Source organism: Alcaligenes faecalis (assembly GCF_009497775.1).
Taxonomy (GTDB): Bacteria; Pseudomonadota; Gammaproteobacteria; order Burkholderiales; family Burkholderiaceae_B; genus Alcaligenes; species Alcaligenes faecalis_D.
In genome coordinates this window covers 827414-841583 of the sequence record NZ_CP031012.1, presented here as the reverse complement: position 1 = coordinate 841583, position 14170 = coordinate 827414, and the positions used below count along the sequence as shown (strand labels likewise).

Annotated in this window: 10 protein-coding genes and 1 other RNA gene; 1 reads left to right on the top strand and 10 read right to left on the bottom strand. The window is 56.7% G+C overall.

The annotated features are described in order from the left end of the window. Window positions 1-5: 5 nt before the first annotated feature. Together mraZ and rnpB are read right to left on the bottom strand one after the other, a co-directional pair. Window positions 6-434 (bottom strand): division/cell wall cluster transcriptional repressor MraZ, encoded by a 429-nt coding sequence (mraZ, locus tag DUD43_RS03865; RefSeq protein WP_009455053.1) that lies wholly within the window; start codon window positions 432-434, stop codon window positions 6-8. A 289-nt stretch (window positions 435-723) separates the two neighbouring features. Then, window positions 724-1130, bottom strand: an RNA gene (rnpB, locus tag DUD43_RS03860) — RNase P RNA component class A. A gap of 65 nt (window positions 1131-1195) precedes the next feature. Between rnpB and DUD43_RS03855 the strand changes: the two genes are divergently transcribed. Continuing rightward, window positions 1196-3016 (top strand): ATP-binding cassette domain-containing protein, encoded by a 1821-nt coding sequence (locus DUD43_RS03855; RefSeq protein ID WP_153229226.1) that lies wholly within the window; start codon window positions 1196-1198, stop codon window positions 3014-3016. A 15-nt stretch (window positions 3017-3031) separates the two neighbouring features. Here the strand turns inward: DUD43_RS03855 and yfaE are convergent, their stop codons facing one another. The 8 genes from yfaE to DUD43_RS03815 form a co-directional block, all read right to left on the bottom strand. Beyond that, window positions 3032-3340 carry a class I ribonucleotide reductase maintenance protein YfaE gene (yfaE, locus tag DUD43_RS03850; protein ID WP_009455057.1) on the bottom strand — a complete coding sequence of 103 codons (309 nt, stop codon included), beginning with the start codon at window positions 3338-3340 and terminating at the stop codon, window positions 3032-3034. After that, window positions 3337-4473 carry a class Ia ribonucleoside-diphosphate reductase subunit beta gene (gene nrdB, locus DUD43_RS03845; RefSeq protein ID WP_153229225.1) on the bottom strand — a complete coding sequence of 379 codons (1137 nt, stop codon included), beginning with the start codon at window positions 4471-4473 and terminating at the stop codon, window positions 3337-3339. The genes yfaE and nrdB overlap by 4 nt, the downstream gene beginning before the upstream one ends. 18 nt (window positions 4474-4491) lie before the next feature. Next, entirely contained in the window at window positions 4492-6771 is a 2280-nt protein-coding gene (gene nrdA, locus DUD43_RS03840; protein ID WP_153229224.1) for a class 1a ribonucleoside-diphosphate reductase subunit alpha, read from the bottom strand. 198 nt (window positions 6772-6969) lie between these two features. Continuing rightward, window positions 6970-8796: a DNA helicase RecQ gene (gene recQ, locus DUD43_RS03835; protein ID WP_153229223.1), complete on the bottom strand. Its 1827-nt coding sequence runs from the start codon at window positions 8794-8796 to the stop codon at window positions 6970-6972. A gap of 9 nt (window positions 8797-8805) precedes the next feature. After that, the gene (locus DUD43_RS03830; protein ID WP_153229222.1) at window positions 8806-9942 is read right to left on the bottom strand and encodes a hypothetical protein; all 1137 of its coding nucleotides are present in this window, start codon (window positions 9940-9942) and stop codon (window positions 8806-8808) included. A gap of 21 nt (window positions 9943-9963) precedes the next feature. After that, window positions 9964-11736, bottom strand: a complete 1773-nt coding sequence (locus DUD43_RS03825) for a ClcB-like voltage-gated chloride channel protein (protein WP_153229221.1) — start codon at window positions 11734-11736, stop codon at window positions 9964-9966. An 8-nt stretch (window positions 11737-11744) separates the two neighbouring features. After that, window positions 11745-12794 carry a cytochrome d ubiquinol oxidase subunit II gene (locus DUD43_RS03820; RefSeq protein ID WP_153229220.1) on the bottom strand — a complete coding sequence of 350 codons (1050 nt, stop codon included), beginning with the start codon at window positions 12792-12794 and terminating at the stop codon, window positions 11745-11747. Continuing rightward, window positions 12791-14131 (bottom strand): cytochrome ubiquinol oxidase subunit I, encoded by a 1341-nt coding sequence (locus tag DUD43_RS03815; RefSeq protein ID WP_153229219.1) that lies wholly within the window; start codon window positions 14129-14131, stop codon window positions 12791-12793. Before DUD43_RS03815 ends, DUD43_RS03820 begins: the two co-directional genes overlap by 4 nt. Window positions 14132-14170 lie beyond the last annotated feature (39 nt).

Below are 14170 nucleotides of genomic sequence, written 5' to 3'. Positions count from 1 at the left end.
CTTACTCAGAAAGAAAAAGTGTCGAATACGTCTGTGGAGTTTTCAGCCAGATCCTGGGCCTGTCGGCGTTCCAGTTCCTGCGCATTCCACAACTCAAAATGGGTGGCCATACCCAGCAGCATGGCGTCGCGCTCCAGCCCCACTGCGGTGCGCAGTTCGGGAGCGATCAATATCCGACCAGCGGAGTCCAGATCAACGTCCTGAGCACTGCCCAGCAGCAGGCGTTGCAAGAAACGGGCACTCATGGGAAAGCGGGCAATTTGTTCGCGCTTTTCTTCCCACACACTGCGCGGATACACCAGCAAACAGCCGTCGGGATGGCGAGTGAGGGTCAAGCGGCCTTGTTCCTGCTGCAAAAGCGCGTCACGGTGCCGAGTCGGAATGGACATCCGACCCTTAGCATCCAGTGTGAGTGCGCTGCTGCCTTGGAACACTTTTTTCCCCCACTTTTTTACACTATTTCCTACTTTTCCCCACTCTACGGGGGAAAGCCTTTGCGGTCAAGGCAGTGGTTGCAATTTTTTCAATCACAACAAGCACTTAGCGCACTATCCTAGAAGTGGCTAAAAAAAAATACTGTGTGAAATCAAGAAATTGCGGGGCGCATTAAAAGTGAATTGTTATAAAAACGCGCACAAGCGACTCTTGCCAAGGATTCAACATCCTTAACAATTGCTTTCAAATGTACGAAATCGGTGCAATTGGTGGCGAATGCCAGGAGAAGTGTGAGACAGGCCTATAGGCCGGATTCTGTATGCCAGCGGGAACCCGCTGACCGGCAATCATTCCTCTGGACCGACCATTGCTGGCCGGTTCTAGCTACCTACCCGCATACTAAGACGAGCCGCCTATCGGCTAAAAAGCCTGCGTATGCCTATTTGGTATTGCTCCGGGTAGAGGTTACCGCGTTTCACCCCACAGCACTTTGCACCGAAGTGCAAGAAAACACGGAAGTGGCCGTATCTGTGCCTGCTTGCGCAAGCCCTTGCTGTGGTCTCGTCTCTGTGGCCCTGGTCCTCGGCTTATCTGACGTGATGCCAGCCTTGCCGGACGGCTGTTAGCCGCTACCCTGCTCTATGGAGTCCGGACCTTCCTCGATACTTGCGTACCGCGACTGCCCAGCCTGCCTCACAGATGCATTGTAACCTGCGACAATAGAGAAATTCGCAGGACGCGCTGTTTTATCTGGAGTCTTATGTCCAATAATCTGATTTCCCTGACCGATGTCCAATTGGCATTCGGCCACCATCCCTTGCTGGACCATGCCGATCTGGTCATACAAAGAAACGAACGCATCGGTCTGATCGGGCGCAATGGTGCTGGTAAATCATCACTTTTGAAAATTTTGGATCAACGCCAGGTTCCCGACGACGGCCAGGTCAAACGACTGGGTGGGCTGAAAATTGCCACCGTCGAACAAGAACCCGAGCTGGATCCCGAAGTCAGCATTTACGATTTTCTGTGTGGCGATTTCACTGAAACCGAAGATTGGCAGCGCCCTGCCCGCGTCAATGCCTTGATGGACAAGCTGGGGCTGGACCCCGACGCCCTGACCGGCAGCCTGTCTGGCGGCCAGCGCAAACGCGTGGCCCTGGCCAATGCACTGGTGGAAGAACCCGATCTGCTCTTGCTGGACGAGCCCACCAACCACCTGGACTTTGATGGCATTCTTTGGCTGGAACAACTGCTGCTGGATTTTCGCGGCAGTGCCGTCATCATTACCCACGATCGCCGATTCCTGGATGTAGTGACCACCCGCATCATCGAGCTGGATCGAGGGAAACTCTTCAGCTTTCCCGGCAACTTCAGCCAATGGCAGGAACGCAAAGCCGAGTTCCTGGAGGCAGAAAAGCAACAAAACGCCAAGTTTGATAAATTTCTGGCCCAGGAAGAAGTCTGGATACGCAAAGGCGTACAGGCGCGTCGCACGCGCGACGAAGGCCGCGTGCGCCGCCTGGAGCAATTGCGCCGCGACCGTGCCGAGCGTCGCGAACGTTCGGGCGACGTCAAATTCGCCATTTCCGAGGGCCAGCGCTCCGGCAAGCTGGTCGCCGAATTACAGGATGTCAGCCACGGCTACGATGGCCGCGTACTGATCAAGGATTTCTCGACCGTGTTGATGCGCGGCGACCGTATTGGCCTGATCGGGCACAACGGCGCAGGCAAAACCACCTTGCTGCGTATCATGCTGGGCTTGCAAGAACCCAATTCCGGCGTTGTGCGCCACGGCACCAAACTCAATATTGGCTACTTTGACCAGATGCGCAGCCGTCTGGATGAAAACGCCACGCTGGCCGACACCATCAGCCCCGGTAGCGAATGGGTAGAAATCGGCAATCAGCGCAAGCACATCATGAGCTATCTGGAGGACTTCCTGTTTCCAGCCGCCCGCGCCCACTCCCCCGTACGCAGCCTGTCCGGTGGCGAGCGAGCCCGACTGGCGCTGGCACGCATGTTTGCTCAACCTACTAATGTATTAGTACTGGATGAGCCGACCAACGACCTGGACATTGAAACCCTGGAACTGCTGGAAGACCTGATTCAGGACTACACCGGCACCGTGCTGCTGGTCAGCCACGACCGAACCTTCCTGGACAATGTGGTCACTCAGGTCATTGCCGCTGAAGGCCAAGGCCTTTGGGGCGAATATGTGGGTGGCTACGACGAATGGCTGGCGCAACGTCCTCAGGCCAACGCAGCGACGCAGGCATCAGCCAGCAACGCAGCACCCGCTCCTGCCGCCGCCAAACCAACTGCCGAGCGCGGTGTCAAAGCAACCAAGGTAAGCCGTCTGGCGTCATGGGAAGAAAAGGAACTGGAAGCGCTGCCCGAGAAAATTGCAGCCATAGAAAGCCAGCAAGCCGAACTGGCAGAACAACTGAGCGCGCCGGATCTGTATAAAGACGGTTCCGCTCGAGCTGACGAGATCAACCAAAAACTGGATCAGCTCAACACGGACCTGGAGCAGTTATTTGAGCGCTGGGAAAAGCTGGAAGAAAAACGCCTGGCCAGCTAAAGGAAGACAAAGGAATCAGGGGTTCAGCCCGGTAAAGCCGAACTGATCCTCTGGTTCCTCCTCAATCCGGGCAATGCGCTGACAATCAACCATGATCGGTTCGAGTACCGTGCAACAGCACGGCAAAACCTCGCCTGGGCCGACATACGCTAAAGGCTGCTCTTTATAAGCAACCTTTCCATACACAAGAGGAATACGGCAGGAGCCGCAATAGCCGCTCCTGCATTGATACTCAACCTGATGGCCGGTTCGTTCCAAACCTTCCAACAAAGTTTCGCCGTCCCGCAACTGAAAGTCATGATCAGTTGTCCGGACTTGACTCATAACTCAATACCGTCGAAGTCGCCGGCCGACACGGCCGAGTCGATCTGGCCGACCAGGTAAGAGCTCAGTTCCACCTCTTGAGGTGCCACCTGCACGGTGTCCGAGGACAGCCAGGTGTTGATCCATGGAATGGGGTTATGTTTGACGGACTCAAACGCAGGCTTCAGGCCCACTGCACCCATACGGATATTGGTGATGTACTCCACGTACTGCCCCAGAATGTCCTTGTTCAGACCAATCATGGAACCGTCGCGGAACAGGTAATCCGCCCACTGCTTCTCCTGCTCGGCGGCATCCTTGAACATGGCAAAGCAAACCGGCTCCAGTTCACGGGCGATCTGAGCGAACTCGGGATCGTCGCTGCCGGAACGCAGGATATTGATGATGTGCTGCGTGCCAGTCAGGTGCAGCGCTTCATCACGCGCAATCAGGCGAATGATCTTGGCATTGCCTTCCATCAGCTTGCGCTCGGCAAAGGCGAAGGAGCAGGCAAAGCTGACATAAAAGCGGATGGCCTCAAGAATATTGACGCTCATCATGCACAGGTACAACTTCTTCTTGAGCTCATACACGCTGAGCGTACGGGTTTCACCGTTGATCTCGTGTTCGCCTGCACCCAGTTGGGCGTACAACATGGTGTCGCTGATCAGATCATCGTAGTACGAGGAAATGTCGGCAGCACGCAGCTGAATGTTCTCGTTGCGCACGATGTCGTCAAAAATAACGGACGGGTCATTGGCAATATTGCGAATGATGTGCGTGTACGAGCGCGAGTGAATCGTCTCGGAAAAAGCCCAGGTTTCAATCCAGGTTTCCAGCTCTGGAATGGAAACCAGAGGCAGGAAGGCCACGTTGGGGCTGCGGCCCTGGATGGAATCCAGCAAGGTCTGATACTTCAGATTGCTGATGAAAATATGCTTTTCGTGGTCAGGCAGGTTCTGGTAGTCGATCCGGTCCTGGGTGATGTCCACTTCTTCCGGACGCCAGAAGAAGGACAACTGCTTTTCAATCAGCTTTTCAAAAATCGGATATTTTTGCTGGTCGTAGCGAGCCACGTTAACCGGCTGCCCAAAGAACATGGGTTCCTTGAGCTGGTCGTTATCCGTTTTAGAAAAAGTACTATAGGTAGTCATGATGCTCTTTACCCTTGCTTAGATCTTGCACGCGCCGCCTGCGCAACCGTCGTCCTCTACTTCGCCATGCGAATCATCGGCACCGTCGCGGGTGTTGTGGTAGTACAAGGTCTTCACACCGTATTTGTAGGCCAGCAGCAGGTCCTTGAGCAGTTGCTTCATCGGTACGCGACCACCCTCGAACCGCTGTGGGTCATAGTTGGTGTTCGCAGAGATCGACTGGTCAACAAACTTCTGCATCACGCCAACCAACTTCAGGTAGTCGTCGTTGCCAGGCATTTGCCACAGCAATTCGTACTGATCCTTATATTTTTCAAATTCAGGCACCACCTGACGCAAGATACCGTCCTTGGACTGCTTGACGGACACCAGGCCACGCGGAGGCTCAATACCGTTGGTGGCATTGGCGATCTGACTGGAGGTTTCCGAAGGCATCAGGGCTGTCAGGGTCGAGTTGCGCAGACCGTGCTTGACGATGTCAGCACGCAGGGCTTCCCAATCCAGGTGCAGCGGCTCGTTGCAGATACCGTCCACATCTTTCTTGTAGGTGTCGGTAGGCAGCAAACCAGCGGCATACGTCGTTTCGTCGAAGGCATCGCAAGGACCGTATTCACGCGACAACTGCACCGAAGCCTTCAACAGGTAGTACTGGATGGCTTCAAACGTGCGGTGGGTCAGGCCCAAGGCAGCGGGATCGGAGTAGCGGGTGCCGTTCTTGGCCAGGTAGTAAGCGTAGTTGATGACGCCAACGCCCAGGGAACGACGCTTGTTGGTTGCATTCAGCGCGGCCTTGACCGGGTAATCCTGGTAGTCCAGCAAAGCATCCAGAGCACGAACAATCAGTTCAGCCAGGCCGTCCAGCTCGTCCAGAGACTCCAGAGCGCCCAGGTTGAACGCCGACAGCGTGCACAGGGCGATTTCGCCTTCGGCATCGTTCAGATCGTTCAAAGGCTTGGTAGGCAGAGCGATTTCCATGCACAGGTTGGACTGGCGCACAGGAGCGCGGTCGGCCTGGAATGGGCTGTGCGTATTGCAGTGGTCCACGTTCTGAATGTAGATACGGCCGGTGCTGGCACGCTCTTGCATCAGCAGGGAGAACAGCTCCACGGCAGGCAGGCTGCGCTTGCGGATGGCAGGATCCTGCTCGTACATTTCGTACAGACGCTCGAACTCGTCCTGGTCTGCGAAGAACGCGTCGTACAGGCCGGGCACGTCATGCGGCGAGAACAGCGTGATGTGGCTGCCCTTGATCAGACGTTGGTACAGCAAGCGGTTGATCTGAACGCCGTAGTCCAGATGACGGATACGGTTTTCTTCCACACCACGGTTGTTCTTGAGGACCAGCAGTGTTTCCACTTCCAGGTGCCACATGGGGTAGAACAAGGTTGCAGCACCACCGCGCACACCACCTTGCGAGCACGACTTCACCGCCGCCTGGAACATCTTGAAGAACGGCAGGCAGCCCGTGTGTTGTGCTTCACCACCACGAATCTCGCTGCCTACGGCGCGAATGCGGCCACCGTTGATACCGATACCGGCACGCTGTGACACGTAACGAACAATGGCGCTGGTCGTGGCGTTGATGCTGTCCAGGCTGTCGTCACATTCGATCAGCACGCAAGAGCTGAACTGACGGGTGGGTGTGCGCACGCCAGCCATGATGGGCGTGGGCAAGGAAATCTTGAATTGCGATACGGCGTCGTAAAAGCGCTTGATGAAGCTCAGACGTGTGTCGGCAGGGTAACGGGCGAACAGACACATGGCCACCAGCATGTACAGGAACTGGGGGCTTTCGTAGATGCGCTTGGTCACGCGGTTCTGAATCAGGTACTTGCCTTCCAGCTGCTTGACGGCACCGTAGGAGAAATTCATGTCACGCCAGTGATCCAGATGAGCATCCAGCTCATCGAATTCAGCGCGCGTGTAGTCTTGCAACAGATGCGGATCGTAGCGACCTTCCTTGGTTTGCAAGGTCACGTGATCGAACAGGCTGGGGGGTTCAAACTGACCAAAAGCGATTTTGCGCAGATGGAAAATCGCCAGACGGGCAGCCAGATATTGGTAGTCAGGCGTATCTTCGGAGATCAGATCCGCAGCCGACTTGATGATGGTTTCGTGGATGTCGCTAGTGCGAATGCCGTTGTAGAACTGAATGTGAGAGCGCAGCTCTACTTGAGAGACGGACACATTACTCAGACCTTCAGCGGCCCAATCAACCACTCGGTGAATCTTGTCGAGGTTAATAGGTTCTGTACGGCCATCTCGCTTAGTGACCATTAACTGTTCGGTTGATTGCATTTCAGTCTCGGAAATCGATGGTGATTGACGGAAGACGCGGCTTTTGCAGCCGCCAGCGTCATTTGATGCACACCATATATAGTGTGATATTGGCGTCATTCTACTACATATAGCGGATTGAGCGAATAGTCGTTTTGTGACTGCCGAGCAGATTCAGCGCATAAAAATGCAACCAATCTTTGCTCTGCTAACAATTTCCTATTGCGTCTGGAACTCTTGAACGCAGCGCAGCAAAGCCTCGCCATAGGCCTCTCTTTTGCGTACACCTATGCCTGTAATCGGCTCCAGATCAGCCTCTGAGCTGGGGCAGCGGATGGCCACTTCACGCAAAGTGGCATCATGGAAAATGACATAGGCGGGGACGCCATGTTCGCGGGCGGTCGCGGCACGCCAGGCACGCAAAGCCTCGAATCGTCGCTGCTGATCGGGCTCCAGCGCAGGTCCGGCAGGCGCCTGACCTTTTACTCGGTGTGCAGCGGGTCCGCGTGTTACGGTTTCGCGCCGCAACATTAAAGTGCGTTCCCCTTTGAGCACTTCGCGGCTGGCCTCGGTCAGCAACAAGGTGCCGTACCCTTCCAGGTCCACCGTGACCAGACTATGTGCCAGCAACTGGCGCAGTACCCCACGCCAGGCTTGATCGGTCAGATCCTTGCCCACGCCAAAGACGGTGAGCTTGTCATGCTCGTGCTCTTTGACACGGTCCGTCAGCTTGCCCAGCAGGATGTCGATCAGGTGTCCGGCCCCGAAGCGCTGACCGCGCTCGCGCCACAATCTATAGATTGTAGAGAGCATTTTCTGCGCTGCCACCGTACCATCCCAGGCTTCCGGCGCTTCCAGGCAGGTATCGCAGTTACCGCAAGGCTCGATCTGCTGATCGAAATACGCCAACAAGCGCTGGCGGCGGCAGGAAATGGTTTCGCACAGGCCCAACATGGCATCCAGCGCCTGGCCTTGCTGGCGTCGGTGTGCCGCATCGCCTTGCGACTGGTTAATCATGCGGTGCAATTGCACCACGTCTTGCAAACCATAGGCCAGCCAGGCCGTGGCCACTTCACCATCGCGCCCTGCCCGCCCGGTTTCCTGGTAATACCCCTCCACCGATTTGGGCAGGTCAATGTGGGCTACAAAGCGCACATCTGGTTTATTGACACCCATGCCAAAGGCAATGGTTGCCACCATGACCACCCCTTCTTCTCGAAGAAAGCGGGCCTGGTTGATGGCGCGTTGCTGCGCATCCAGCCCTGCATGGTAGGGCAAGGCATGGATACCGTTCTTGCACAGAAACTCGGCGGTATCTTCCACGCGCGAGCGCGACAGGCAATACACAATCCCCGCATCACCGGAGTGCTCTTCCTGAATGAAGCTCAAGAGCTGCTTGCGCACCTCGTTCTTTTCGATGATGCGATAGCAAATATTAGGGCGATCAAAACTGGCGACAAAATGCCGGGCCTCTTCCAGCTTCAGGCGCTGGGCAATTTCTACCCGCGTCAACTGAGTGGCAGTCGCCGTCAAGGCAACCCGTGGCACTCCCGGCCAGCGCTGGGCCAGCAAATCCAGGCCCAGGTATTCCGGGCGGAAGTCGTGGCCCCATTGCGATACGCAGTGGGCTTCGTCAATGGCAAACAGGGAAATCTGGCCGCGTGCCAGCAAATCCAGGCAACGGTCTGTCAGCAAACGCTCGGGAGCCACATAGAGCAGATCCAGCTGCCCCGTCAGAAACTCGCGCTCGACCTCGCGGGCGGTTTGCCAATCCTGGGTGGAGTTCAGATAGGCAGCATTAACACCCAGCTCATTGAGGGCATCCACCTGATCCTGCATCAAGGCAATCAGGGGGGACACGACCACGCCGGTGCCGGGTCGCACCAAAGCAGGAATCTGGTAACACAGCGACTTGCCGCCGCCCGTGGGCATCAAGACCAGGGCGTCACCGCCTTGGATCAGGGTCTCGATAATCTCGTGCTGAGAGCCACGAAAACTGTCATAACCAAAAACTTCCTGAAGAACCTCAAGTGCTGACTGGGCCATGCCGCCTGCTTAAAAAATCGGAATAGAAAAACGCAGCGCGATGTTCGACTGACGACTTTCCAGATGACGGCGAGCTTGCAAACCCACCCTAAGGTGGGGACTGTACCAGAACTGCTGCGTGACCCCAAGGTAGCGGTTCTCCCCCCCGGCAACTACCTGCTGCACCTCGTACTGCGTCTTTACTTCACCCCAGCGGCGCAGGGGCATGGACAAACCCACCACCTGCCGGCTGCTGGCCGCGTCGACCTTCATGCCCTGATAACGGCTTAAATCCAGGAAGTTGTCCTGGTACCGCTCGCCCTGCCATTGCAGATGCAAATCGTCCAGCACATCCAGGCCATAGGCGGCCTGATAACGCCACCCCTGTCCCACGGAATGGGAAGCTTTGGCCACACTGGCCTGCCACACGCCAAAATCCGGCGAGCGATAAGTGGCACCCACCCCGGTCAAGCCAAAATCACGCGCACTTTCCATTTGGGTATCAATGCTGGTGCGACTGGTGATATCGGTACTGACCATCAGACTGCTCGCCGACGATCCGTACACCAGATCACCGTTGTCCTGCTTGCCTGTTATGTCCAGCGCACCCACGGCCAAGGCATAGCGCCAGGGCCCGGCCGGGCCTTGTTCAAACTGCTGGGTAATATTGATCCCGCCCAGTTCCACAGGCCGCGCCCAATCCGGGGCGGTTACCGTGTCATTGCCCAAGGTTAACTGCAAACCATCTTCATTGACGTAGCGCCAATTGCGCTCGCCAAACTGCCAGACCTGATCGGGCGCACTGCTCAACCAGCGTGCACTCCAGATCGGCGAGGACTGCTGACTATATTGAATGGAGCGAGCCAGACTGGCGGTACTGGAACCGCTCAGGCTGAAATCAGAAAAAGAAAAACCAATGGACGTGGCTGGGTTGACCAAACCCTGGTCGCCCTGGCGATGCCATTGCGAGGCATCAAAAAACGGCTCTACCGGGGGAAGCTCCTGAGGAGGAATCGCCTGAGCCTCATCCACACCATACACACGCGTGGCGGACAGGTTTTCCAATCCGACACGGTTTTGAGCGGTGGCCAATGGAACAGCGAACAGCATGGCAAGACCGACAATCAGCCCGCCTGCCAAGCCTCGCTGGCAAGCTTTTGTACGCATGATTTATGTCACAAAAAGAGTTTAGCGCCGGGCATCCAGCATCACTTCGCCGCTCGCATCCAGGGAGCGTTTGATGGCGGAGTATTTTTCCAGCACAGCAGACTTATAGACTACACCAATCAGGCGACCCGAGCCGTCACCATTCAATACCGGCAGGCGCTCTCCGGCAAAGCTCACGAAGTGTTCCTGAGCCTCGTCCAGACTCATGTTCGGGTAGAGCGTCTTGACGAAATCCATACGCAAAATATCCCCCACCACACGTTCCTGGGCAGCGTTGTCGTCCAGCAACATACGCGTCAGGTCGGGCTGGGCAATCACACCTTGATAAACCTGCTCCTCGTTCACCACATACAAATAGCGCACGGGGTAATCCAGGAACATCTGCAAGGCATCGCGCATTTGGGTGGTGGTGCTGACCACGGTGTCCGCCGGACGGACCAGCTCAGCCAGGGTGGTATGACGCAGCTTGTGACGCAGCAAGGCATCGCGCTCGCGCACCAAGGTAACTTCATACATGGCCACTTCAGCCACACCACGCGACACAAAATAAGCCATGACACAGGCCACGATCAGCGGCAGTACCAGTTGATAGCTCAAGGTCATTTCAAACAACATCAGAATGGCCATGAAGGGCGCACTGGTCGCAGCCCCCAGGAACGCACCCATGCCCACCAGCGTGAACAGGTACAAAGGCAAATCCAGACCCGGCAGAATCAACAAGGTCAGTTGACCAAACAGGGTGCCAAAGGCCGCTCCCACAAAGATGGCAGGGGTAAACACACCACCGACTGCGCCCGAGCCCACCGTCAACCCTGTAGCCAGAACCTTGAACACCAGAATAAGCAGTACGCTGTACCAGGCCCAGTCACTGTGCAGCATGGAGGACACCACGCTGAAGCCATTACCCGCCACGCGCGGCATGAGGATCAGCAACAGTCCCAGCAGCAAGCCACCCAAAGCCAGACGCAAAGGCAAACCCAGGCCGGTACGCTTGAACAGGGTACGAAACAAATTCAGCAATTTCAGGAAAGCGGGTGCAGCCAGACCAATCAGCACACCCAGAACCAGAAAGGGCAAGATGTCCCAACCCGCAACGGCCTGAACATTCGTCATTTCATAGGGGGCGTGATAGCCACCCAGCATGCGCATGGTCAGGTGAGCACTGACAGCCGCCATCAACAGGGGGCCGAAGCTACTCATGGTCATGGTGCCCAGCACAATCTCGGCCACAAATACGGCACCGGCAATCGGGGCCCCATAAGCCGCAGCCACACCGGCAGCGGCACCACAGGCCACCAGCAAACGCAGGCGGGCTTCACCGAACAAGGTGAAACGGCCTATCGCAGAAGCGGACAAGGAGGCCAAATGCACCATCGCCCCTTCCCGACCAATCGAACCGCCCGACGCTACCGTCATCAGGGAGGACAAGGATCGCAGCAAGCCCTGGCGGATGGACAAGCGGCCGTCGCCAATGGCCACGGCTTCCATATAGTCCGAGTTACTTCCCGAGGGCAGACGCCCGGCCAGCCACAGCAGGATACCGGCGCACAAACCGCCCAGGGTAGGAAACAGGAGGCGCATGTACCAGGGCAGGCTTTCCGTTACCGCAACGATGCCGCCGTGCTGCCCCGTGACCACTTGCTGCACAAAGCGCATGCCCTGATGAAAGGCTAGCGTAGCCAAGGCTCCCAAAATGCCGGCCAAGACTGCCCACGCCAGCATGGCGGGCATATCAGACAACCACTTGAAACCCTGCAGACGCTTGCGCATCGACAGCACGGAATGGGCAATCATAAAAAAGGTCAGCCTTTAAAGCTGGGCGGCAAAGGTGGGCGGGACAATCCAAACATGCGCCAATACACCCACACGTTGAAAATCAAGACGATGGGCAAGGTAATCACAATCGCTGACAGGATCAGGCTCAGGGCAGGCACCCCGGCAGCGGCGTCCCAGATCGTCATCTCGTCCAGAATCAGATAGGGGAAGAAACTGAACGCCAGCCCCGCCATGACGGAAACCATCACGAACAGAGTCAGCAAAAAAGGCAAGGTTGTTGTGCGATAGCTGCTGTTGATCATGCGCTGCAGGCTCATCTCAATCGACACAAAGCAGCTAAGAATCAAGGCCCACAAAAACAGCACCAGTCCCCAGTACGGTCCATCACTCCATTTCAGCAGCACGCCGGCATTTACAAAAGCCAGCACGACGGACACACCTACGGCACCAGCTGCAAACCAGCGCACCGAACGACGGCCCCAGTTCACCGCACGGGCGCGCAGCTCGCCTGCCTCGCGCATGATGAGCCAGCTGGCCCCCAGCAAGCAGTACGCGGCGATGGCGCAAAAGCCCATGAAAATAGAGAACCAGATATAGCCTGAATCGCTTTGGAAACCCACCACGACCTGAGCCAGCAAGACACCGTGGGAGAACGCCGTCAACCAGGAGCCCAGGGCAAAACCCATTTGCCAGCGGGACTGACGCTCTACCGGCGCACGCAGGCGGAACTCAAAGGATACGGAACGGGCAAAGACGCCGACACCCAAAGCACATAAAGGCCCATACAGCCCGCCCATCACCGCCCCCCAGGCTTTGGGGAAAGCGCAAACAAACAAGCCCAGGCCCAGAAACAGCCAGAACTCGTTGGCGTCGCGCCATGGGCTCAACAAGGACAACATGCGGGGACGCAAGGAATCCGGAGCCAGCAAGGACAAGCAACCCACGCCAATATCGAAGCCGTCCAGAACCGTACCGGCCACAATAATCAGAAAGAACAGGGCCAGAAACGCCAAGGGCATCCAGAACGCCGGATCATGGGCACCCAGGCCCAGCGCATTTGCAAAAGAATCAATCATGCCCGCCCCCGATGACGCGCGATCGGTACCACACCAAAACGAACGGCATGTCGCAACTTCTGGAAAAAACCAATCATGCACAAGACGTAGACCAGGCCGTAACAGAGCAAACCCAGCCCAACGGTAAAGACGCTTTCGGTACTTTGCACTTGCACAGCCTGAATATCGTTACCTACCAGATAAGGCAGAAAGCCCAACAAGACGTAGGCTGCACCGCCCAGCAACATGATCCAGCCCAGCACCGAGGCGGCCACCATGATCTGACGCTCTCTATAAGAAAGAGAGTGCGGGTCCAGGCCATAACGACGGGTACGCAACAAGACCCACAGAAGCAGGAAGAGCATCAAGGCCCCGGCCAGCACAGCCACGCGGAAGGACCAGAAGGTCAAGGTGACGGGCGGCATGGCGTCGGAAAACTGATCCAGGCCCATCAGAATGCCGCTGTCATTGCGACCCAGCCATCGTCCACCCGCATGGGACCAGCGCAACACACCCAGAACACTGTCCTGCATGGCAGAGGGTGCCGCCACCAGAATCAGATCAGGCTGCGAGCCGCTTTCCCAATACGCCGCCGCTGCCGCTGCCTTGGCAGGCTGATGCTCGGCAGTCATGAAACCATTACCTACAACGGCGGACACCAAAGCCAGCCAGGCCACCACACCCAGGAACAAGGCGCTGCGAAAAGCCAGGCGTTCCTGATCGGTAACCGGCTTTTGCATGGTCTGGGCGCAAGTCACACCCAGCATGAAAAAGGCCACCGTCAGCAAACTGCCTGCAAATAAAAGACCGGCATACCAGGGCAAGGCCGGTGTGCTGAGCACATCCAGCCATTCCATCACCACGTAATGGCCTTCAATAACATCCACGCCGGTCGGCACTTGCATCCAGGCCACAATCGCCACCAGCCAGAATGCAGTGACGGTCACACCCAGGGCCACCATCAGCACCACCAGGGTATGAACCAGATTGGAGAGCATGCGCTGGGCAAACAGCATCACGCCCAGAAAGCAGGATTTGAAAATGAACAGGGACAGCATGGAGGCGGCCAGCATGGGGCCGATGACATCACCCACCTGCTCCATCAGACCCGGCCAGACACTGCCAAACTGAATCAGCACGGGCATGGACGCGGCAAAGCTTAAAATAAACGCCAGCGCGAACAGACGCACCCAAAAACGGTACGCCCCCATCCAGGCCGTCGCATTGTTGCCGAAGGTTCTGACCTTGAAATACAGCAGCACCCAAGCCAGTCCCAGCTCCAGAGCCAGAAACAGCAGCATGAAGCCCAGGCTAAGGAAAAACTGGGCATGAGACAGAGAAAGGGCGGAGTGCGTCATAATGAGCGCTAGTGTAGGGTGAATTGGCCTGCAAACGCC